The sequence below is a fragment of the Ruegeria sp. AM2 genome (assembly GCF_056540685.1).
In genome coordinates, this window is record NZ_JBQFXE010000011.1 from 1 (window position 1) to 22,904 (window position 22,904).

The window sequence follows — 22,904 nt, forward strand, 5'->3', positions numbered from 1 at the left end:
TACAAGGCCAGATGCAACGCAAACTGGGCCGAAGAAATGATGGCTATTAAGGCTTCAGTTTTTCACGCCATAACAAGATTCGTGAACATGGCGTGCGCGATCAGATGACAGAAGGAGGGTAACTTACTGATCTAAAACGTTATTTACGCCACCGCCCTGTGATTGTATCGCGTGTTCGATCCTGATGCAGAGGCCCTTGGTCCATGCTCTTGGACTAACGGACAGGGATGGGTATTGAACGTTCGCTTGTCCTTAATGCGTAAAATGGATCTGTGAAAAGCTGCGACGCCAGTTCGCGACCTGCGGCGCTATAGGTTTGTTGTTCAGACCCTCTGTGATCAGGGTCGCAAGCTGGCTGGCGTCACTGGAGGTCATCCCCCATCTGACCAATTCTGGCGTGCCAATCCGCAACCCGTTCATGTCGCCCTCAACCAGTGAAACGGGAAGGCCGATACCACAGGCCAGAAACCCCGCCTTTCGCAGTATCTTTGACGCGGCCTGGCCGCCTCCGTAAGGCTCGGCCAGCACGGCAAATTGATGGGATGTCGTAAAGCCCCTATCTGCGCCAAAGACTGGAACGCCTTCTTCCTGAAGTGCATTGGCAAGGGCCAGAGCCATGTCCACCATTTCGCGTGCGTAGGCTGGGCCAAAGTCACGCCAGTCGAGCATTGTGATTGCCAAAGCTGCAGATTTCGCCGCATCGAAATTTGCCGTCATACCCGGAAAGGCAATGGCATCCAGCGATTTGGCAACGTCGGCGTCGTTGGTGACGATCAAACCGCCTGCCGGACCGCCCAGGCTTTTATACGTGCTCATGGTCATGAAATGCGCACCTTCGACCAACGGATTGAGCCAGGTTTTTCCCGCTATCATCCCGCATTGATGCGCGGCATCGAACATGACTTTTGCTTCAACCTCATCCGCAATAGCGCGGATCTGGGCCACCGGGTGTTCGAACAGGTTGAGACTGCCACCGATGGTCAAAAGACGAGGCCGCTCTTTGAGAACAAGTTCGCGGAGGTGGTCCAGATCAACCGAATACCCTGAGGCATCGACCGGAGCCTCAATGATCGTTAGGCCAAACAGCCCGGCGCAGCCAGCCATGTGGTGGGTCACATGGCCGCCGATCGTCGCGGGTGGCGCAATAATTTTATCGCCGGGCCGGCATGTCGCCATGAAACCATAGAGATTAGCAATCGCCCCCGAAGGAACCCGGATTTCGGCATACTTGGCGTCGAAGACTTCGGCACAAAGCTGAGCGGCGATGACCTCGATCTCTTCAATTGCTTCCAGACCCATTTCATATTTGTCACCAGGATAGCCCAGCGACGGGCGCGACCCGATGCCCGAGGACAAAAGCGCCTCGGCCCTGGGATTCATCACATTGGTGGCGGGGTTGAGGTTGAAACACTCTTTCTGGTGGATGTCTTTGTTGCGGATTGCCAAAGCTTCGACCCGGGCAAGCAGATCCGACGAGGTCGCTTTTTGTGTTTGGGCGGCGATATCTTGAATCAGGGCTTCGCATTGGGCAGGGACCCAATCTCTGTGTCCGATGGTCATGTTTTTCCCTCCAAATCCCTCTGGAACTCTACAGGCTTGCCGCGGATCCTTCCAATGCGAGATTGCACAACATGCGCTGCATTGATGTCAAACCCCTTTGCGGAATGCGGTTGGTGTTTGGCCAAACTCGGCTTTGAACGCGCGGGTCATGGCGCTTGCGTTTTCATAGCCGCATTGCCCGGCAATATCGGCGACGGATTGATCCGTTTCCTCTGACAGTTTGCGCGCTCTGTTCAGACGCAATCGTCGGTAAAGGGCTTGCGGCGTGGTCTGCAATTCAGCCTGAATGCGAAGCTCGATCTTTTTTTGCGAACATCCGATCTTGCGGGCAATTTCAGCGATCGTCAGCGATGTTTCCAAGTTTTCCTGCATGACAGTCAGCGCCCTGTTGATCAGTACGTTTTCAGTTTTCAGCGGCAGCGCGTATTGATCTGCCGCCCCGCGGCTCATCAGAAGATGTGCGACTTCGACAGGTAAAAGCGGCCCGTGTGCGCTGCGTATCAGAGCTAAAGCCAGGTCAAACGCTGCCATCGCGCCCGAGCAAGTCAGCCTGTTTTTGTCGATGACGAAACGTTCGCGTACAACGTGAATATGCGGGAACGTTTCTTCGAACCGAGACAGTACATCCCAATGAATGGTAGCGCGATGATCATTCAAAAGTCCCGCACGCGCCAACAGCCAGCTACCGGTATCCAGACCCATCAGCTGAGCGTGTTTTGCCGCCGCCGCCCGTAGTGTTCGCGTCGTGGCGCGAGTATCGATCTTCAAGTATCCGTAAGAGGGCATGACAACCAGAACGTCGCCGCTTTGATCGGCCAGAGCGCCCTGGGGCGTCACAGACAGGCTGCTGGAACTTTGAACCGGATCGCCATCCAACGAGCAGAATTTCCAATCGTACAGGGTTTGCCGCGCCAAAGTATTCGCGGCACGCAGCGGTTCGACCAGATTGGCCAGACAATGGTTCGAGAATTCGTCGAATAACAGAATGGTGTAGCGTTGGTGCAAATTTTTCGCTTCCTGCACGAAAATTGTCTAACTCAGCATGTCAGAAACATGGAACATGAGGTCACATGCGTCAAACACCAATTCAGGGAACGCGCCTCATGCAGTTTGGTCTTTCAGAAGAACAGGAAATGATCGTCTCAACCGTGCGGAGCTTTGTTGAAAACGAAATTTATCCGCATGAAGACGCCATCGAACGCAGCGGAACCGTGCCCATCGAGTTGGGCGATGAGATCAAAAGAAAGTGCATCGAGCTGGGATTTTATGCCTGCAACTTCCCCGAGGAAGTCGGCGGGGCAGGGCTTTCGCATTTGGATTTCACGCTGGTCGAGCGTGAATTGGGCCGCGGGTCGATGGCGCTTACGCATTTCTTTGGCCGCCCCCAGAATATCCTGATGGCGTGCAACGATGAGCAGCGCGAGCGATATTTGCTTCCCGCAGTGCGAGGCGAAAAGATGGATGCGCTGGCGATGACCGAGCCGGATGCCGGCAGCGACGTGCGCGGGATGAAATGCCAGGCGGTGCGGGATGGCGGCGACTGGGTCGTCAACGGGTCCAAACATTTTATCTCGGGTGCCGAGCATGCCGATTTCTTCATCGTCTTCATCGCGACCGGTGTGGATGAAACTCCGAAAGGGCCAAAAAAGCGGATCACGACCTTTCTTGTGGATCGCGGAATGCCGGGGTTTGAGGTGCGCGAAGGCTATAGTTCGGTCAGTCACAAAGGGTACAAGAACTACATCCTTTATTTCGACAATTGCCGCCTACCCGATGCCCAGGTTCTGGGTGAGGTCGATGGCGGATTCGCCGTAATGAACGAATGGTTGTACGCGACCCGGCTGACCGTTGCTGCGTTTTCCGTCGGGCGGGCGCGCAGGTGTTTTGACTATGCACTCAACTACGCGGCCGAACGCAAACAGTTCGGCCAGCCCATTGGCAAGTTTCAGGGCGTGGGATTCCAGATCGCCGATATGATCACCGAAATAGACGCTGCTGACTGGCTAACCTTGTCTGCTGCCTGGCGTCTGGATCAAAAGCTGCCGGCAAACCGCGAGATTGCCTCGGCCAAGCTGTACGCGTCCGAGATGCTGGCACGCGTCACGGACACCACATTACAGATTTTCGGCGGAATGGGCCTGATGGATGACTTTCCGATCGAGCGGTTCTGGCGCGACGCGCGGGTCGAACGCATCTGGGATGGAACCAGCGAAATTCAGCGCCATATCATCAGCCGCGATCTCCTCCGTCCACTTGGCGCGTGACGATGGCCAAGGATCTGTCCCGACTGTTCCGCCCCAGGTCGATCGCTGTGGTTGGGGGAGGTGCGTGGTGCAAGCAGGTTATTCTTCAATGCGAACGCATGGGGTATGCCGGTCAAATCTGGCCGGTCCATCCGAAGGGTGGGAATATCTTAGGTTATCAGACCTTCGAGCGGCTGGAAGACCTGCCTTCAGCCCCGGACGCCGTGTTTATCGGCATCAACCGCCATGCCACGATTGAAGCTGTGCAGGTGCTGTCCGATATGGGCGCAGGCGGTGCCGTGTGTTTCGCGTCCGGGTTCTCTGAGGCTGCGGCGGAGGATGGCGCTGGCGCGGGTCTGCAAGACCAATTGATAGAAGCTGCGGGTGACATGCCCATCCTTGGTCCGAATTGTTATGGCTTCATCAACGCTCTGGACGGAGCCTTGTTGTGGCCGGATCAGCATGGGGCCAAACCTGTGGACCGGGGCGTTGCGATCCTGACGCAAAGTTCCAACATCTCGATCAACCTGACCATGCAGAAACGGGCACTGCCAATTGCCTATATGGTGGCCTGCGGGAACATGGCGCAGACCAGCCAGGCCGAAATCGCCGCATCGCTGCTGGACGATTCCCGCGTGACCGCAGTGGGCCTGCATATCGAAGGGTTCGGAGACATCCGGGAATGGGAGGCGCTGGCGGCAAAAGCACATCAAAAAGGCATCCCCCTGATCGCCCTGAAGGTTGGTGCATCCGAGCAGGCACAGGCCGCGACAGTGTCGCACACTGCCTCCCTTGCGGGCAGCGATGCGGGTGCGCAGGCTTTGCTGGAACGGTTGGGTATACCACGATTGTCAGCTCTGCCCGATTTTCTGGAAACACTGAAGCTTCTGCATTGCTATGGCCCCTTGCCAGGCGGCAATATTGCCTCAATCAGCTGCTCTGGCGGCGAGGCGAGCCTGATTGCGGATATGGCGATTAGGTCGGGCCTTTCGTTCCCAACGTTAAGTAATGATAAGAGATCCAGCTTGCGCGATGCGCTTGGACCCATGGTCGCGCTGAATAACCCTCTGGACTACAACACATATATCTGGCGCGACACGGATGCGATGGCGGGTGCTTGGGCGGCCATGACGGGTGAGGATATCGACCTGACTCTGTCGATCGTCGACTATCCCACGACCGACGCGACGGATTGGGCGTGTGCGTCAGAGGCCGCGCTGAAGGTGCGCGCGGATACCGGTGCGCGGTTTGCCATTGCGGCGACTCTGCCAGAACTCCTGCCCGAACTTGTGGCACAAAAGCTGATGGCAGGCGGCGTGGTGCCTTTGATGGGGCTGCGCGAGGCTTTGTCCGCAGTTCGGGCGGCAGGTCAGGTCTCTGCGCCCGCAGGCGAGCCGGTTTGCCGCCCTGGCGAGGCGCGCGAGATGCGGACACTGACTGAGGCGGAAGCCAAGCAAGCTTTGGCTGAATTCGGGCTGCCCGTCCCAATGCACCGAACCGTTCATAGCGCGGCTGAGGCACTGTCTGCAGCGGCTGAGATGCGACCTCCGTTTGTAGTCAAAGGCGTAGGCCTTGCGCACAAATCCGAATCCGGCGCCGTGCGATTGGGTGTCGATTTATCCGAATTGGCTGAGGCTGTCTCGGCCACGGGCACCGACTCGGTTTTAGTTGAAGAGATGATTACGGGCGACGCGATCGAGCTGCTGGTAGGGGTCGTGCGCGACCCGGCCCACGGGTTTGTCCTGACCATTGGTGCAGGCGGGGTGCTTGCGGAAGTGTTGCGGGATACGGCATCCTTGCTGGTTCCCAGTACGGATGATCACATCCGCGCGGCCCTTGGCAAGCTGCAAATTGCGCCATTGCTCGCAGGCTATCGCGGCAAGCCACCGGCTGATATGGATGCCATTGTTGACGCTGTGCAGGCCGTTCAGGCCTATGTCGTGGAAAACGCTGACACGCTTGGCGAGGTCGAGATTAACCCGCTTCTCTGTACGCCTAACAAGGCCGTCGCAGTTGATGCCCTCATCAGAAAGGCCTGAGATATGGACCCAGTCAGAACCCGGCGCGATGGTGCGATCCTCGAAGTGACGTTGGACCGACCCAAGGCTAATGCCATCGACCTAGCAACCAGTCGCATCATGGGCGAAGTCTTTGCCGAGTTTCGCGACGACCCTTCGCTGCGTGTCGCCATTCTAACCGGTGCGGGCGAAAAGTTCTTTTGCCCCGGTTGGGATCTGAAAGCCGCGGCAGATGGGGATGCTGTTGACGGTGACTACGGAGTGGGCGGCTTCGGCGGATTGCAGGAAATGCGCGACATGAATAAACCCGTCATCGCTGCCGTGAACGGTATAGCCTGCGGTGGAGGACTAGAGCTGGCGATTTCGGCAGACATGATCCTGGCAGCGGATCACGCTACATTTGCACTGCCCGAGATTCGATCTGGCACGGTTGCAGATGCCGCCAGCGTGAAGCTGCCCAAGCGTATTCCATATCACATCGCGATGGAGCTTTTGCTGACCGGGCGTTGGTTTGATGCCGAGGAAGCCAACCGCTGGGGGCTGGTGAATGAGATCGTGCCCGCAGATCAGCTTATGGAGCGTGCGTGGGAATTGGCGCGTCTCTTGGCCTCCGGTCCGCCCTTGGTTTACGCCGCAATCAAAGAAGTCGTGCGTGAGGCGGAAGATTCCAAATTTCAGGAGACGATGAACCGCATCACCAAGCGCCAGTTGCGGACGGTGGATGTCCTGTACGCCAGCGAAGACCAGATGGAAGGTGCGCGTGCTTTTGCCGAAAAACGTGACCCTGTCTGGAAGGGTAAATAAACGGTGGTCACCTGAGAGAATATTCAAGCTGCGTTTGACGTCTGTCGTCACGCGCCGCCCGTTTTGACAGCGGAACCCAAGAAAAAACTGCAAAAATCCAAAGTCGTCATAATAGCTTTACAATATTTGTGGATTTTCGCGTCAAATTATGACCGAATTCCCAAATGGACGACGACAGCGGCAACATACCTCATCGCGGGCGAGAGCTTTTGGACGTGTTGGCGCGATTGGGCGGGTCTGCGCGCAATACGCAGATCGCTCAGGTCATGGATGTCTCGGAAGAGACCGTGAGACGTCTGGTCAAGGCGTTGGCGCGACAGAAGCTGGTCGAACGTGTGCACGGTGGAACCTACCTGTCTCGGGCGCAGGACACCCCCATGTTTTCCGGCGCGCTCGAACACAATGCCGAAGAAAAGACCAAGATCGCCAGGCAGGTCAGGGCGTTAATCGACAATAATATGGTGCTGTTCATTGCTGTCGGCTCGACCATGACCCATGTGGCTGAACAATTGCGCGAATTGCATGGCTTGACGGTCGTCAGCAACTCGCTGTCAGTGGTTGGGTCATTGGCTGACAACAATGGCACGCGCGCGGTTCTTGCAGGTGGGGACGTGATCCGGTCGGAACGTGGCAGCTTTGGTCGTGCAGCAGAAGAATTGGCCCGGCGGTACAGCTATGACGCAGTGATCTGTGGTGCGGACGCAATTTCAACGGCAGGAGGCGTGCTGGCATCAAACCCGTTGGAGGCGGATTTGACGCGGGCGGCACGCGAGAACGCGGAACGGGTCATTGTTGCCTCGGATCACACGAAATTTGGTGCGCGCGCGCCTAATGTTGCATGTAGGTTTGATCAGGTTACGGATCTGGTTACCGATGTCGCGCCGCCAGCACCCTTTGCTCCTCATCTGAAGAGGGCCGGGGTCAATGTGCACATCGCCTCGGCGGATGCATTCGACAAAAACAGGAAAACCGCCGCCGCGGCAGTCGGCAAAGCGGTTTCACGTAAACCCAAACCATAGACAAGAGTTTATCTTAGGGAGAAACCATGAAAAAAATTCTAATGTCAGGTGTCGCCGTCGTTGCCTTGGGGGGAACGGCGTGGGCTGATTGTCCGACGCTCACCGTTGCTGATATGCAGGGCGTATCCGCAGGTGCCTTTCCGCAGCAATTTGACCTGGATGAGCTCGAGTCTGCCGCTGGCTGTACGCTGAGCTTTTCCGAAAACCCCGCAATAGGTGACTTGAACGCGATGATCCGGGGCAACGGAGATCTGCCAGCTGTTGCGGATCGTCTTCCGGAAGATCCGCTTGTCGTCGTCCCTTATGACGAGATCGGCCAGTATGGTGGCGTGTTGGACGCGCTGTCCAACGCGACCGAAAGTGGCACATCGGACTTCCTTTCCGTCCGCCATGTGAACCTGTTCCGCTATTCCGACGATTTGCAAACTCTGGTGCCCAATGTCGCCAGATCCTGGGATTGGAACGATGATTTCACCGAGCTGACCGTCCATCTTCGACAAGGTCACAAATGGTCGGACGGGGAACCGTTCACAGCGCATGACATTGTCTTTTGGTATGACAATCTGATGCTGGACAGCAATGTCATTGCCGAGACCAAAGACTACGCGCTGGCAGGCGGCCAGCCCATGCAGGTCGAGGCACTGGACGACACCACCGTTCGGTTCAAACTGGCCGCGCCAAAACCCGGCCTGACGGAAACCTTTTCATTTACCTACGTCCAGCCCTATCAGCCCAAGCATTTCTTTGCGAAGTTCCACCCAGCTTTGGACAAGAATGCGGACGCCAATGCGCAAGCCTTGGGATATGAGAACGGCTATGACCTGATCAAAGCTTATTATGGCAACTCCGACTGGATGGATACGCCGTCACCGATGCTGACGGCCGGGGACAAGCTTGCGGGTCTGCCCGCGGATACCATGCCGACCCTGGAAAGCCACATCCTGGTCAAGGAAAGCACGGAAGGTCGTCACTACGTCGCCAACCCTTATTTCTTCCAGGTAGATACGGCGGGCAACCAGCTTCCGTACATCTCGGAAATGGATGAGGTCTATGTCCCGGACGAGGAAGTGCGCCTGCTGAAATTGATCAATGGTGAGGTCGACTATAAATCCCAGGGGATCAACCTGACTTCGGCTCCGGTGCTTCTCGAAAATCAAGAAAAGGGCAACTATACGGTTGAGGTTCAGCCATCGATCGCATCCGCGACCATTGCGTTTAACGTGACATCCGAAGACCCCGAGCGTCGCGCTCTGTTCAACGACCTGAATTTCCGCAAGGCGATGAGCGTTGCTATTGACCGGGATCAGTTGAACGAAGTGGTCGCCTTTGGTCTGGGTACGCCGATCCAGTATATCGGCTTCTCGCCGCGCCCTGATTATGTCGACGAAAGCTGGTCGTCTTACGAGGCCGCATTCGACCCTGAGCGTGCCAAATCTCTGTTGGATGAGGCCGGTCTGGTGGACAAGAACGGCGACGGAATGCGCGATCTTCCAAGCGGCGCGCCGTTGGTTCTGGATTGGCAGTTCGGTACGCAGGAAATACCTGCCCAACTGGTTGAACTGGTCGCTCAGAACTGGACCGATGTGGGTGTGAATACAACCATCAAAGAGGTCACCTCAGACGAGTACCGAACCGCCCAATCAGCCAACAGCCTCGATGTTCTGATGTGGACAAAGGGCCAGCCAGCAGGCTCGATCCTGGGCGACAGCGAAATTTGGGTGCCGCCGTTCGATGGCTATTTTGACGTGCGCACCGGGATGCTGTGGGCGGAATACATCAGCTCGGGCGGGGCCAACGGCGTTGAACCTCCGGCCTGGGTTGATGAGTTGAAGGCCCAACTGGACATCTATCAGTCCAGCGCTCCGGGGTCCGAAGCGTCGCAGGCCGCTGCGCAGAAGATGGTCGAGATCATGGCAGGTCAGACCCTGTTCATCGGGACCATCAATGCGCCATCGCCGGTCTATCACGCGAATGTTCTGGAAAATGTTCCGTCGTTCAAGACCTCATCCTATGAGTTCTATCGGACATATCCGTACCGCCCCGCGCAGTGGTGGTTGTCTGAATAATCGTATAGGACTTTAGCCAACGGGAAGGGGCGTTCGCGCCCCTTTCCTTGCATTTCCGGGAACAGGTACATGCTTCACTTCGCTCGATTTGCTGCCACACGCGCGGTGATGGCCGTCGTCACGCTGGTGCTGGTTTCGCTCATCGTGTTTTCGCTGATGGAGTTGGTGCCCGGCGATTGTGCGGAACGATACCTTGCTTACAAGAACACCCAAGGCTCGGCCATTACCCTTGCCGATATCGAGGCCGAGCGTGCCCGTCTAGGGCTCGATCGTCCCTTTCTGACCCGTTGGGCAAGTTGGTTGAGTGGTGCGTTTCGCGGTGATTTTGGTGAAAGCTGCATCCTGCGTGTGGATATCGCCCAACTGCTGGGGGACAAATTCTGGATTTCACTCTGGATTTGCCTAGGGTCGCTTGCCCTAGCCTACATGATCGCATTGCCAGTCGGCATCATTTCGGCAGCGTCCAACAATGCCGTTCTGAATAATTCGTTGCGTTTGCTCAGCTATCTGGGTCTTGCGCTGCCGAACTTTCTGCTGGCGTTGATGGTGATGTTGTTCTCGACCATCTACTTTGGTGAAACACTGACCGGCCTATTTAGCCCCGAATATCGCGAAGCGCCTTGGTCTTGGGCCAAGGTCGTCGATCTACTGAAACACGCCTGGCTGCCGATTTTCATCCTCGGCTGGTCCGCGACCGCCTTCGCGTTGCAGACCGTTCGGGCGCTTATGTCTGATGAGATCGGAAAACTCTATGTCACAGCAGCATCTGCACGGGGGATTTACGGGCGACGATTATTGTGGCGATACCCGGCGCGTCACGCGTTGGGACCAATCGTCAACTCGCTGGGGTTTGATTTGAACCGCATCTTCAATGAACTGCCCATCGTCGCTTTGATCCTGACCCTGACCGAGGCCGGTTCGCTGCTGCTCGAAGCGCTGGCGCGGTCCAATGACCAACAGCTGGCCGGAGCCATCATTTTCCTGCTGACGGCCGCCATTGTGACGCTGAATTTCGCCACGGATATCTTGTTGGCCGTCATCGACCCGCGTGTACGCAAGAGCATTCTGAGGTGAAGTCGATGTCCACAAAATCCGTCGATCAGAAAGCCAAAGAGGCCTATTTCACCGCCTCCCAGCGACAACTGATCTGGGCCCGCTTCAAAAAACAACGCGCGGCGATGATTGCCGCGACGGTGCTTGTCGTACTGATCCTGTCCGGCCTTTTCGCGCCGTTCTTGTCGCCTTACGATCCGACAGTGGCTGGGCGTGATAAAGATTACCTGAACGGTGCGCCCCAAATACCAAAATTCTGCGACAAGAATGGCTGCTCAATTCGGCCCTTCCTGCACACTGTTACTCGTGAACGGTCGCTGGCCACAAATTTTCGCTGGGTCGAAAAGGTCAACGAAGATGAACGCCGATACATGCAATTTTTTGTTCGCGGCGATGACTACAAGCTGTTTGGGTTCATCCCCGGGGACATTCACCTGTTTGGAATGGAGCAGGGATATATCCACCTGTTTGGCACCGACAGCGCCGGAAAGGATATCTTTTCGCGGACGCTTCACGCGATTTGGACTTCGCTTCAGGTCGGAACTCTGGGTGTTTTGATCTCCTTCGTGCTCGCCCTCGCGATTGGGGGCATCGCGGGCTATTACGGAGGGGTCGTTGACAGCGTGATCCAGATGATCACCGACGCGGTCCGAACCGTGCCGTCCATTCCATTATTCATGGCAATCGCCGCCTTCATCCCGCCCGAGTGGTCTGCCGAGACCCGGTTCTTCGTTATAACCTTGATCCTTGGCCTCGTCGGATGGCCAACACTGGCCCGCAGGGTCCGGACCCATCTGCTGACCGAACGCAATCAGGAATATGTTCTGGCGGCTCAGCTGTGCGGCGCGCCCGCCGGGCATATCATCCGCCGCCATCTGCTGCCCAGCTTCACCAGTTATATCATCGTCGATCTGGTGATTTCGTTTCCCTATGTGGTACTGTCCGAGACCGCCCTGAGTTTCATCGGTCTTGGGTTGAAGGACCCTGTGAATTCTCTGGGTGTGATGCTGCAGAACGTAACCAAGGCCGATGTTCTGCTGAACTACCACTGGTATTTTATCCCGGTGTTTTTCTTTGTGGCCTTGGTGCTGGCATTCGTTTTTGTCGGGGACGGCCTGCGCGACGCGGCCGACCCCTATTCGGAGACCCGCAAATGAGCCTGATCGATGTCGAAAACCTCACACTGCAGTTTCGAACCGACGAAGGGTTGATCACCGCAGTTGAAGACGTGTCGTTTTCGCTAGCGCCAGGAGAAGTGATGGGCCTTGTTGGTGAAAGCGGATCAGGGAAATCCGTCACAGCGAAATCGTTGATGAAGCTTAATCCCGGCAACGCCGTTTATGCGCCTGAAAGTCGGATTACGCTGCATCTGGACGACGGACCGGTCAATGTCATGGACCTCAAACGCCCGCGCGATATGGAGATTGTTCGGGGCGGGGCGGTTTCAATGATCTTTCAAGAACCCATGGCCAGTTTTGCCCCCGCTCTGACCATCGGCAGTCAGATGGTCGAGCAATTGCTGATCCACACAGACCTGTCCAAGAGACAGGCCCGCGACCTCTCGATCGAAATGCTGGACCGGGTCGGGATTTCGGATGCTGCGACTCGATTTGGTCAGTATGCCTTTGAATTGTCGGGCGGAATGCGCCAAAGGGCGATGATCGCCATGGCCTTGTCGACGAAGCCCAAGCTGCTGATCGCAGATGAACCGACAACCGCGCTGGATGTAACCATTCAGGCTCAGGTCATCGATCTGATGAAGGATCTCGTAGCTGAATTCGGAATGGGGATTATCTTTATCACCCATGACCTGGGCGTCGTGGCGCAAACTGCGGACAAGGTCGCGGTCATGTATCTCGGCAAGATCGTCGAGCAGGGCCCGGTGCGAGAGGTGATCCGCAACCCCTACCATCCATACACACAAGGTTTGATAGACGCTTTGCCACAGCTGGATGACCTGGACAAACCGCTGACGCCGGTTCCGGGTGACATCCCTTCGCCATTAGAGCGACCAGACGGGTGCGTGTTTCACACACGCTGTAGCAAAGTGATCGGCGACATTTGCCGATTGACCGAGCCGACCTGGGCCGAGACCGGGCAAAACCACCAAACAGCCTGTCATCTCTGCCAAACGGAGCACTCTTCATGAGCAGCGAAATGTTGATCGAAACCATCGGGTTGTCGGTGAGCTTTCCTGTCGGTGGCAAAATTTTCAACAAACAGTCACTAAAAGCCGTGGACGACGTCTCGCTTTCCATTCCGCGGGGGTCGTTCTTTGGAGTTGTGGGGGAAAGCGGGTCCGGGAAGACTACGCTTGGTCGGGCTTTGTTGAACGCCGCACCGCTGACAAATGGGACTGCACAGTATGATGATGGCGAATTCAGTTGTGAATTGGGCAATTTGGCAGGGTCTGATCTGAAAGAATACCGCCGCCGCGCGCAGCTGATTTTTCAGGACCCTTATGCAGCGCTTTCGCCCAGGATGACAGTGCGCGACATCATTGCTGAACCGCTGGAAGTCATGGGTTTGTGCCGTTCGCGCGAAGAGGTCGATGACCGCGTGCGTGAGATCGCCAGCCTGTGCAGATTGAACCTAGAGCATTTGCGGCGCTTTCCGCACGCCTTTTCGGGTGGACAGCGTCAGCGTATCTCGATCGCCCGCGCACTTGTATCGCGACCCCGTTTCGTGATTGCGGATGAAAGCGTCGCCGCGCTGGATGTGTCCATTCAGGCAGACATTTTGAACCTGTTGAAATCTCTTCAGAAAGAGATGGGGTTGACATTTCTGTTTATCAGCCACGACCTGTCTGTTGTGGCGCATACCTGCGACCACGTTGCCGTCATGTATCTGGGTCAGATCGTCGAGAGCGCACCTACTCGCGCTCTGTTTCGTTCACCGCGCCATCCCTATACCAAAGCATTGTTTTCGGCGATTCCGTCGCTTGACCCGGACAACCGGGGAAGCGCCCAAAAGCTCGAAGGTGAAATTCCTTCTCCGACCAACCGACCCACCGGCTGCCAATTCCACACACGCTGCCCGTTTGCCGCTGACAAGTGCAGAGCAGAAGCACCACAAGTTGAGACCTGTGAACAGGGGCATTCTGTCACCTGCCACAGGTGGGAAGAATTGCAATTGACGGGTTAACCCTTGGCACCTTGTCCGCGGGCGTAAACATCCTCGTATCGGATGATGTCGTCTTCGCCCAGGTACGACCCGGTCTGAACCTCGATCAGGACCATGTTCACCTTGCCCGGGTTCTCCATCCGATGCTTTGCGCCCAGCGGGATGTAGACCGACTGGTTTTCTGACACCAACTGAACATCATCATTGATTGTGACCTTTGCGGTACCTTCGACCACAATCCAATGTTCTGCGCGATGATGGTGGCTTTGAAGGCTCAGAGATGCGCCCGGATGCACATGAATGCGTTTGACCTGGAAGCGCGGGGCAACAACCAGGCTTTCGAACCAGCCCCACGGGCGATAGTCGCGCGGCAGAGTTTCGGCCTGAGGCACGTCTTTGGCTTTCAGCGCTGCAACAGCAGATTTAACGTCCTGCGCGCGGTCCTTGTGGGCGACCAAGACCGCGTCAGGCATGGCCACGGCGATGATGTTGTCCAGCCCGATACCAACCAGTTGTTGCGCCTCAGATTCGGACCGTAGCAACGTGTCGGTGCAACCCAGCGCGGTGGCGGCACCGCCAGCAACCACACCGTTTTCATCCGGCCCGCTTTCGCGCCAAACCGCGTCCCACCCGCCAAGATCCGACCAGCCGCCGTTGAACGGAACCACAGAAAGGTTATTCGCCTTTTCCATGACAGCGTAGTCGACTGAAATGTCTTCAAGTTTAGCCCATGGTTCGCTGGCCAAGCGCGAAAAGCCCAGATCTGATTCCGCGCCTTCTACTGCACGACGCGCGTCATCGAGCATCTCTGGCATATGAGTCTCGAATGCTTTGATCAGCGTTGTTGTCGAAAACAAGAATATTCCAGCGTTCCAAAGGAATTTCCCTGCTTCAAGCATGCTTTGGGCCGTTTCGGCGTCTGGTTTTTCAACAAATCGCGCCAGTTTCTGAGGCGTCGGTGAAAAGGCTTCATCCGGCAAATGAGTCAGTTCCAGCCAACCGTATCCTGTCTCGGCGCGGTCCGGGCGAATGCCGAAGGTAACGATTTGGCCGTCTTTGGCGGTTGCGGTCGCGGCTTGCACAGTATTTCGGAATAACGCGTCGTCCGGGATCACGTGGTCAGACGGAGCGACCAGCATCAGCGCCCCAGGGTCCGTGTTGTCCAGCGCTATTGCTGCCGCCAAAATGGCTGGGGCCGTGTTGCGCCCTTCGGGTTCTATCAAAATAGCGGCTGGTGCAATTTCAACCTCTGCCAATTGTTCTAAAACAATGAAGCGAAAGTCGGACCCGGTTATGGCCATCGGAGCCGCGAAACCCTCACCGGACAACCTGAGCGCCGAGGCTTGAAACAAGCTTTTCTCCCCGGTCAGCTTGGAAAACTGCTTTGGATAGCTTTTGCGCGAAAGGGGCCAAAGCCGCGTCCCTGATCCACCACACAGGAGCAACGGGTGAACGGTTTGATTCATTTCTCAAATTCCTTACGGCAAAGACTATTATTAACTCACTATCGGCGCAGGCATCAGTGATTCTCAAGAAACACCGCATAATTCTGCTGTAGCAGTACCACTTTAATGCACAAGCTACATGAGCTGGCTTTGGTACGTTTAGGCAATAAATTTGGCAATTTTTGGGTGTGAGCATTGTACTGAGCAGCGCATGCCTGAGCACAGTCTCAATCCATCTTGTTGGTTTTTTACCGTGTTGTTTGTTTGATCCGTTTTTTGGATTTGGGATCAAAGAGAACGGCTTTTCCCATATTGAATGCCAATTCGGCATGTTGTCCGGGTTCGCCCCCGGAGCCTGCAAAAACCCGACACTCTGCCCAACGTGGCGAATTTCGGAACATAGCTGAGTTCGAAAGCGTACTTGCCCAAAAAGAAGTAGGCGACTATCTAGCGTAGACGGTTCTGGAAGAGCCAAGACTCGTTATGCTTGTCTCACAAAATGACGGCGGAAAAACGTATTGCCAAAAATAAAGCAAAAACTCGCTGACACGCTAAGCGACTCGATCCTGTGGCGATTGCTGGCCGAAAACCTGCGGGCTCAGGCTGTTCCGTACATCGTCGCAATCATCGCGATGGTTTTCGTTGCCGCAACGACCGCCGCCGTCGCATTCATCATGCGCGACGTTGTGGATTCGCTCTTTGACAGTGACAATTCAGCAAAGATTTTTTCCGTGTCGATGGCAGTATTCATCATTTTCCTGGTGAAAGGTGTCGCCACATACGTGCAGGTGGTCGCACTGACGCGCGCGGGCAACCGCATCGTGGCCCAGCAGCAAATCAGACTCTATGACAAGCTGCTGCGCCAGGGCGTGTCTTTTTTCAACCTTACGGAAAGCTCGGACCTTCTATTAAAGGTCACCCAGTCCGCGCAGGCCGCCCGGTCTGTCATTGAGATTATCGTAACGACCGCAGTGCGCGACACGCTTTCGTTGATCGGCCTGCTTGCGGTGATGTTTTATCAGCAACCTTTGTTGTCCCTGTTCACTTTGGTTATCGGTCCGCTGGCGATCTGGGGTGTCAGGACCTTGCTTCGCAAAGTGCGCGAAATTGCCGACATGGAAATGCAGTCGCTTGGTGCGATCATGAAGGTTATCCAGGAAACGTCTTCCGGTATTCGGGTGGTTAAATCATTTGCCCTTGAGGAGAAGATGGCCGGACAGATGTTTGCGGCTGTCAAAAGCGTTGAGAAGCGCCGAAACAAGCTGGCTCGCCTCCAGGCGGCAACTAGCCCACTGATGGACATCCTGGCGGGGTTTGCTATTGCGTCTGTTATCGGTTTGAGTGCGGCCAACATTTTTGGGTCGGCCCGATCAACTCCGGGTGAATTGATGTCTTTCGTAACCGCATTGATGATGGCTTATGAGCCCGCCAAACGCTTGTCGCGAGTTCGGCTAAAGCTGGAAATTGGTCTGCGGCGAGTCAAAATGCTGTTTAACCTACTTGATCAGCCGGAGACACTGATAGAACACGCAGACCCGCTAAGCCTGCCAGAGGGTCCAGGCGAGGTGGTGTTTTCGGATGTCACCTTCGGCTATCGCGAAAGCGACCCGATCCTGAAAGACCTCTCATTGACGTTCGAGGCTGGGAAAACGACCGCTCTTGTCGGGTTGTCCGGCGGAGGCAAGTCGACCATCCTAAACCTTGCCTTGCGCCTTTACGATCCGCTGGAAGGGACCGTCACTGTCGACGGTCACGACGTCAAACACGCGTCATTCGAAACCCTGCGCAATAAGATGTCCTTTGTCGGTCAAGAGACTTTCCTGTTCTCAGCATCGATTGCCGACAACATCCGGCTCGGACGACAGGGGGCGTCGCTTGACGAGGTGATCGAAGCGGCCAAAGCTGCAAATGCCTATGACTTCATCATGAACCTTGAAGATGGCTTTGACACTATGGCCGGTGAAAACGGCGCGTTCCTTTCAGGTGGACAGAAACAACGCTTGGCCATTGCCCGTGCATTGTTGCGGGACAGTTCGATCCTGCTGCTCGACGAACCGACCAGCGCGCTCGACTCAAAGTCCGAGCATATGGTGCAGGAAGCGTTCAATCGCCTGACGAAAGGGCGTACCACGATCATCGTCGCGCACCGATTGTCGACCATACTTCATGCCGACAAGATCGTGGTTATCGAGAGCGGTCAGGTTCTGGAGCAGGGTCGGGCAGAAGAGTTGCTGAAACATCCGGGACCCTTCCGGACGCTTTACGATCATCAGTTCTCGAACGCGATCAAATCTGAGTGACGGCTGCCTGCTACGGTCGAACCAACATCATGGACGATGCGATATGGATGCGTCTGTAATTATTCCAACTTATCACAGCTGGGGCCAGTTGCAGCTTTGCCTGGACTGTCTGGCGGCTCAGTCGATTGATCCGGACAAGTTCGAGATCCTTGTGGTCAATAATGACCCCTCTGATCCGGTTCCGGAAAGCTTGAGGTTGCCAGCGAACGCCCGTGTCCTTGGGCAGTCAAAGCCCGGATCATATGCTGCCCGGAACCGAGGTATTGAAAATGCCAAATCAGATTTGTTGTTTTTTACGGATTCCGATTGCAGACCTGACCCGAAATACCTTGAGGCGGGTCTAAAAATCGCAAAGGCCCGCCCAGAATGCGGCCGTTTTGGCGGCGACGTTGTTTTGATACCCAATGGCGACCAGTGGACGACGACCGAGTTGTTTGACCACCACCTGGGGCTTGAGCAGAAGAAATGGGTGGAACGGGGCCGGGCTGTGACGGCCAACCTGATCGTGCGTCGCAAGACCATTGAACATGTAGGAATGTTCAATGACACGGTTCTGTCCGGCGGTGACATGGAATGGAACGCGCGCGCGTCCGAAGCAGGTGAACCCATTGTCTTTGCGCAAGATGCCATTGTGCGTCACCCCGCGCGCGGCAGTTTACGCGAACATCTGGCAAAGGCGCGCCGGATCGAAGGCGCGCGGTTGCGGCGAAATGCAGATCGGGGGTTTATCAACTACATCCCGCCGATCCAGAAACTCATCCCGTCATTTAAGACATTAAGCAACCTGCTTAGAACCCCGGACTTGAGTTTCAGTCAGGCGATATCTGTCTGGGGCGTGCACTACGCGATCCGCGTAGTGAAAATAACAGAGACCATTCGCCTACTGTGGCTGAGACGGCCTGACCAAAGAACCTGAGGTTTTCTGGTTTGGCGGTTCTGCTTGCAAACCGACCGGCAAACTTTCACTCCATTGCCGAAGTTCTTCCAGAAATCCCAATGCAGTGCGCCCAAACGCAGTGATTGAGTATTCGACTGACACCGGCGAGGTCGGCATGACCTCTCGATGAACAAGGCCCTGTGCTTCAAGTTGACGAAGCCTTTCTGAAATCATCTTTTTGCTGGCCCCGCCGATCATTCTGGACAGGTCGTTGAACCGCACGCCCCCATCTTTCAGGTGCCACAAAATCGATCCGGTCCATTTTCCACCGATAATTCGCATACCTCGCTCAATCGCGCAGGGTTCCGCACAAGCCTGCGTCACTTGACGTTGCCCTTTTTTGTTTGTTGCGACTTTGGCTTCCATCGGCGTTCCTTGGCATTGATATAGGTTACAAAAAGTATACTGGTTGAAAACTTTTACCTAAGTGCCCAATTTCTCGGTGAGCGAACGAAAAGTCAAGTCAACATGGCAAACTCAAGGACATTGAGATGACAAAATTCCTGATCTTAAACGGCACACAACCCTATGAATTTGCACCGGGAAAGCTAAACGCGAGCCTGGTGGATCGCGCGCGCGCTACTTTGGAAGCCTTGGGGCATGAAGTACGCGCAACAACGATTGCCGATGGATATGACGCAAATACCGAAGTAGACGCACATCTTTGGGCGGATGTCGTCATCATGCAGTTTCCGGTGAACTGGATGGGGGTCCCTTGGCTATTCAAAAAGTACATCGACGAGGTGTACACCATTGGCATGGACGGTCGTCTTTCAGTAGGTGACGGCAGAACGTCGGATTCGCCAAAAGCCAACTACGGGATGGGTGGCAGTCTGGCAGGCAAGAAATACATGCTATCTGTCACATTTAACGCTCCGAAAGAGGCGTTCGACGACCCCTCGGAACCATTCTTCAATGGTGACAGCGTCGACGACTTGCTGCGACCTATGCATTTGAACGGACGGTTCATAGGGATGGAAGCCCTTCCGACATTTGCGGCCTATGATGTGATGAAGAACCCGACAATCGACGCAGATTTTGCGCGCTTCGATGCGCATCTGAAAACTCTGTTTGCCGAGGTTGCCAATGTCCCAGCCTGATATCCACCTGTACACCGCTGGAACGATGAACGGCTACAAACCAGTTATTTTTCTGGAAGAGGCGGGCGTTCCCTACGATCTGACGCATATCAATTTCTCAAAGCAGGAACAAAAAACGCCGGACTTTCTGGCGTTGAACCCAAACGGCAAAATACCGACGATCGTAGACCGGGCCGAGGGGCGCGCGATCTTCGAAAGCGGTGCGATCCTGTGGCATCTGGCAGAGAAATACGGGAAGTTCCTGCCTTCTGATCCGGTCAAACGATCCGAAGTTATGCAATGGGTGTTTTTTCAGGTGGGCCACGTTGGCCCCATGATGGGTCAGGCAATGTATTTCCAGCACATTGCCGCACCAAACGGCCACCACGAGCCTTTTTCGACCCGCCGCTATGTCGATGAAAGCCGACGCCTGATGGAGGTGATGAACGCCCGGCTGGATGGCCGCGACTGGATCGCAGCAGATGAATACACCATTGCCGACATGATGCTTTATCCTTGGGCTCGGGCATATGTCTGGGCGCGCGTCGAGGTGGATGATCTGCCCCATCTGAAGGCGTGGTTTGACCGAATTGATGCCCGACCTGCTGTGCAAAAAGCGCTGACGATTCCCAAGGCCAATCCACATTTTTGGGATGGGAAGGCGGATGCCAGTGCCTTTGCAAAAGAAAACGCCGCGCGGTTCGCAGGTGATGTCAAAAAGGGGTAGTGCCTTAGCCTGTGGTCAAAATCGGAATGCAAGAACCTTCCAAGGTTGCTAGCTTGCCCTATGCGATCACTTGAGTGCTCGCGCCAAAAACGCCCGCGTGGCCTCCTGTTTTGGGGCACCGAACAATTGCTCCGGCGGGCCTTCTTCAACAATGCGCCCGTCCTGAAGAAAGCAAACTTTGTCGGCGGCTTCCCGAGCAAATCCCATCTCATGGGTCGCCATCACCATGGTCATTCCCTGTTTTTTTAGCATCAGCAAAACGTCCAGAACTTCACCCACCAATTGGGGGTCGAGGGCCGAGGTGATTTCATCAAACAACATGACCTCGGGCTGCATGGCCAAAGCACGCGCAATGGCGACGCGTTGCTGCTGGCCTCCTGACAATTGATCGGGGTAATTGTGCTGTCGATCCGCTAGACCAAATCGGGCGAACAGAGCTTCCACCTCTGGCTTGAGTTCATCGCGGGTCAATCCGCGCACCCGGCGCGGGGCGAGCATGACGTTTTCCAAAGCCGTCATATGAGGGAACAAGTTAAAGCTCTGAAACACGATCCCAATACGCGCGCGCACCGATTGCGGGTTCAGGCCAGGAACCGAAATGTCCTCGCCATCCAAAAAAATGGCCCCATCCTCGATCGGTTCCAGAAGGTTGATGCAGCGTAACACGGTCGACTTTCCGGCCCCCGACGCACCGATCAGACAGACCATTTGCCCTTCATCCACCGTCAGGTCTATGCCGTTGCATACAGTTCGGTCGCCAAACCGTTTGACGACGCCTTGAAGGTCCAGTTTCGGCATCAGCGCCTCTCTCGCATCTGGCGCGCCATAAGGTGGTCAGCATATCGCGTCGCAGGGATGGTCACGATCAGAAAGATGATCGCCGCCCCGACATATGGCGTGAAGTTGGCCAATAGGGACTTAAAGACACCAGCCTGGCGGAAGATTTCAACCGGACCAATAAAGCTCAGCAGCGAGACATCTTTTTGAAGAGCAATCAGCATGTTCATCTGCGACGGAACCACGTTGCGGATCGCTTGCGGCAACACGACATCCCGCATGACCTGCCGTTCTGAAAGACCCAACGACAGGGCCGCAGCCCTTTGGCTGTGGTGGACGCTGTCGATGCCGGACCGGAAGATTTCGGCGACGTATGCGGAATAGGTCAGGATCAACGCCAATGAGCCCCAAATGTAGGGTGAATTCCACGGGCGTGGCAGGCCGAGACCCGGAATACCAAAGCCGATCAGGTAGACCGTCAGGATCACAGGCACGCCTCGGAAGACATCTGTAAAGGCCGCACCAAAGATGCGAAGTGGGAACAAAGCCGGTGATTTCGCGTCGCGGGCCAATGCAATCAACAAGCCAAGCACGGCAATAGCGGGGGCCGACCACGCGAAGATCATCACGTTGATCCGAAAGGCCTCAAGCAGCTTCGGAAACGTCTTCGTTAGCGTATCCCAGTTAAAAAAGCTCTGCTGAACTTTTATCCAGCCGGGTGCCAGTGGCACCAGAAAGTATATCGCAGCAACAACGATGACCGTGCTGGTCGCCGCAACAATCGCCGAGCGCCGCCGCTGCTGCGCCTCATATCGTTCGCGGCGGGTCAACCCCGCCGCCTTGGGACTGGTCATCTACTTGATCAGAGGGACACCGGTTGTGTCCTGCAGCCACTTGGCTTCGATCTCTGCCAGCTTGCCATTTTCCGACAGCGTGACAATGGCCGCATCGATGCAGGATTTGAGCGGGTTTCCTTCCTCTAACAACATCCCGAATTGGTCTGGGTTGTCGCTCTGATCCGGTGGAAACTGACCAATCACCTTCGATCCTTCGATCATGACCGCGCTCAAGAACAGAGCAGTTGGCAAATCAAACAGTGCCGCGTCGATCTGGTTGGCGGTCATCGCCGCGTTGACATCGGCATTATCCCCATAGAGCAGAGGGTCACTATCGGGCTTGATGATGCTGGCCAGTTTCGGAACGGCTGTTGTCGATCCTACGGCGCCCCATTGTAGCGATTTCAACGCATCTAGCGATGGCGCGGTTTCAGCGGCATTTGCGCTGACCAGCACGGCCATGGGCGCGGTGTAGTAGGGGGCCGAGAAATCGACCACCTGATCACGCTCGGGCGTGATAGAATATTGCTGCATATTGACATCGAACTCTTTCGCGCCAGGCTGAATCGCTTCGTCGAACGACGATCGGACCCAGACGACATCTTCGGCCGCAAAACCCATCTCTTCCGCGACGGCATAGGCTACAGCAGCCTCAAACCCCTGGCCACTTTCCGGGGCGTCGTCCAGGACCCAAGGGTAATACGCGGGGTTACCGGTTGCGATGGTGAGTTTCCCATCGGTCAGGGTTTTCCCTGCAGCACAGTGCCCATCCGCATGCGCGGCCGTTGCCAGCGCTAAGACGGCAACAGAGATCGTAAGCGTCCTCGACATATGAATTTCCCTCCTGTTGGGTATTTGGCCGCTACGGTAGTTCTGGCCTGACAGCCTGTCCAGCATTGGTAATCACTGCGCCCGAA

General features: G+C 55.8%; 20 protein-coding genes. 13 read left to right on the forward strand and 7 right to left on the reverse strand.

What is annotated here, in order from left to right; genetic code table 11:
* Positions 1-252: 252 nt before the first annotated feature.
* Both ACR0CR_RS16800 and ACR0CR_RS16805 read right to left on the reverse strand, forming a co-directional pair.
* A complete protein-coding gene (locus ACR0CR_RS16800; RefSeq protein WP_480601274.1) occupies positions 253-1,560 on the reverse strand; it encodes an aminotransferase class I/II-fold pyridoxal phosphate-dependent enzyme in 1,308 nt (435 codons plus the stop codon).
* A gap of 87 nt (positions 1,561-1,647) precedes the next feature.
* Positions 1,648-2,565 (reverse strand): GlxA family transcriptional regulator, encoded by a 918-nt coding sequence (locus tag ACR0CR_RS16805; protein WP_480601276.1) that lies wholly within the window; start codon positions 2,563-2,565, stop codon positions 1,648-1,650.
* 98 nt (positions 2,566-2,663) lie between these two features.
* On the opposite strand from ACR0CR_RS16805, the gene ACR0CR_RS16810 reads away from it, so the two are divergent.
* From ACR0CR_RS16810 to ACR0CR_RS16850, 9 genes are all read left to right on the forward strand, one after another.
* On the forward strand, positions 2,664-3,824 hold the full coding sequence (locus ACR0CR_RS16810; RefSeq protein WP_480601535.1) for an acyl-CoA dehydrogenase family protein: 1,161 nt from the start codon (positions 2,664-2,666) through the stop codon (positions 3,822-3,824).
* A 2-nt stretch (positions 3,825-3,826) separates the two neighbouring features.
* Complete coding sequence (locus ACR0CR_RS16815) at positions 3,827-5,842, forward strand: acetate--CoA ligase family protein (RefSeq protein ID WP_480601278.1); 2,016 nt, start codon at positions 3,827-3,829, stop codon at positions 5,840-5,842.
* A gap of 3 nt (positions 5,843-5,845) precedes the next feature.
* Entirely contained in the window at positions 5,846-6,625 is a 780-nt protein-coding gene (locus tag ACR0CR_RS16820) for a carnitinyl-CoA dehydratase (RefSeq protein WP_480601280.1), read from the forward strand.
* Between the two features lie 164 nt (positions 6,626-6,789).
* A complete protein-coding gene (locus ACR0CR_RS16825; protein WP_480601282.1) occupies positions 6,790-7,644 on the forward strand; it encodes a DeoR/GlpR family DNA-binding transcription regulator in 855 nt (284 codons plus the stop codon).
* 26 nt (positions 7,645-7,670) lie between these two features.
* Positions 7,671-9,710: an ABC transporter substrate-binding protein gene (locus ACR0CR_RS16830; RefSeq protein WP_480601284.1), complete on the forward strand. Its 2,040-nt coding sequence runs from the start codon at positions 7,671-7,673 to the stop codon at positions 9,708-9,710.
* Between the two features lie 69 nt (positions 9,711-9,779).
* Positions 9,780-10,784 (forward strand): ABC transporter permease, encoded by a 1,005-nt coding sequence (locus ACR0CR_RS16835; RefSeq protein ID WP_480601286.1) that lies wholly within the window; start codon positions 9,780-9,782, stop codon positions 10,782-10,784.
* Between the two features lie 5 nt (positions 10,785-10,789).
* Positions 10,790-11,920: an ABC transporter permease gene (locus tag ACR0CR_RS16840; RefSeq protein ID WP_480601288.1), complete on the forward strand. Its 1,131-nt coding sequence runs from the start codon at positions 10,790-10,792 to the stop codon at positions 11,918-11,920.
* A complete protein-coding gene (locus tag ACR0CR_RS16845; protein WP_480601291.1) occupies positions 11,917-12,912 on the forward strand; it encodes an ABC transporter ATP-binding protein in 996 nt (331 codons plus the stop codon). The genes ACR0CR_RS16840 and ACR0CR_RS16845 overlap by 4 nt, the downstream gene beginning before the upstream one ends.
* The gene (locus ACR0CR_RS16850; protein ID WP_480601294.1) at positions 12,909-13,907 is read left to right on the forward strand and encodes an ABC transporter ATP-binding protein; all 999 of its coding nucleotides are present in this window, start codon (positions 12,909-12,911) and stop codon (positions 13,905-13,907) included. Before ACR0CR_RS16845 ends, ACR0CR_RS16850 begins: the two co-directional genes overlap by 4 nt.
* Here ACR0CR_RS16850 and ACR0CR_RS16855 read toward each other — a convergent pair.
* Positions 13,904-15,352 carry a mannose-1-phosphate guanylyltransferase/mannose-6-phosphate isomerase gene (locus ACR0CR_RS16855; RefSeq protein WP_480601297.1) on the reverse strand — a complete coding sequence of 483 codons (1,449 nt, stop codon included), beginning with the start codon at positions 15,350-15,352 and terminating at the stop codon, positions 13,904-13,906. The two genes, ACR0CR_RS16850 and ACR0CR_RS16855, sit on opposite strands and share 4 nt — an antisense overlap.
* Positions 15,353-15,849: 497 nt before the next feature.
* On the opposite strand from ACR0CR_RS16855, the gene ACR0CR_RS16860 reads away from it, so the two are divergent.
* Both ACR0CR_RS16860 and ACR0CR_RS16865 read left to right on the forward strand, forming a co-directional pair.
* Complete coding sequence (locus ACR0CR_RS16860; protein WP_480601300.1) at positions 15,850-17,631, forward strand: ABC transporter ATP-binding protein; 1,782 nt, start codon at positions 15,850-15,852, stop codon at positions 17,629-17,631.
* Between the two features lie 43 nt (positions 17,632-17,674).
* Positions 17,675-18,547, forward strand: a complete 873-nt coding sequence (locus ACR0CR_RS16865) for a glycosyltransferase family 2 protein (RefSeq protein ID WP_480601303.1) — start codon at positions 17,675-17,677, stop codon at positions 18,545-18,547.
* Here the strand turns inward: ACR0CR_RS16865 and ACR0CR_RS16870 are convergent.
* Positions 18,512-18,934 (reverse strand): winged helix-turn-helix transcriptional regulator, encoded by a 423-nt coding sequence (locus tag ACR0CR_RS16870; protein WP_480601305.1) that lies wholly within the window; start codon positions 18,932-18,934, stop codon positions 18,512-18,514. The genes ACR0CR_RS16865 and ACR0CR_RS16870 overlap by 36 nt on opposite strands.
* A 125-nt stretch (positions 18,935-19,059) precedes the next feature.
* On the opposite strand from ACR0CR_RS16870, the gene ACR0CR_RS16875 reads away from it, so the two are divergent.
* Together ACR0CR_RS16875 and ACR0CR_RS16880 are read left to right on the forward strand one after the other, a co-directional pair.
* Entirely contained in the window at positions 19,060-19,668 is a 609-nt protein-coding gene (locus ACR0CR_RS16875) for an NAD(P)H-dependent oxidoreductase (RefSeq protein WP_480601308.1), read from the forward strand.
* On the forward strand, positions 19,655-20,374 hold the full coding sequence (locus ACR0CR_RS16880) for a glutathione S-transferase family protein (protein WP_480601310.1): 720 nt from the start codon (positions 19,655-19,657) through the stop codon (positions 20,372-20,374). The genes ACR0CR_RS16875 and ACR0CR_RS16880 overlap by 14 nt, the downstream gene beginning before the upstream one ends.
* Positions 20,375-20,440: 66 nt before the next feature.
* Here ACR0CR_RS16880 and ACR0CR_RS16885 read toward each other — a convergent pair whose 3' ends face one another.
* The 3 genes from ACR0CR_RS16885 to ACR0CR_RS16895 are packed head-to-tail and all read right to left on the reverse strand — an operon-like array spanning position 20,441 to position 22,818.
* Positions 20,441-21,172, reverse strand: a complete 732-nt coding sequence (locus tag ACR0CR_RS16885) for an amino acid ABC transporter ATP-binding protein (RefSeq protein WP_480601313.1) — start codon at positions 21,170-21,172, stop codon at positions 20,441-20,443.
* Positions 21,172-22,005 (reverse strand): amino acid ABC transporter permease, encoded by an 834-nt coding sequence (locus ACR0CR_RS16890; protein WP_480601316.1) that lies wholly within the window; start codon positions 22,003-22,005, stop codon positions 21,172-21,174. Before ACR0CR_RS16890 ends, ACR0CR_RS16885 begins: the two co-directional genes overlap by 1 nt.
* Positions 22,006-22,818 carry an ABC transporter substrate-binding protein gene (locus ACR0CR_RS16895; RefSeq protein WP_480601319.1) on the reverse strand — a complete coding sequence of 271 codons (813 nt, stop codon included), beginning with the start codon at positions 22,816-22,818 and terminating at the stop codon, positions 22,006-22,008. It lies immediately after the preceding gene.
* Positions 22,819-22,904 lie beyond the last annotated feature (86 nt).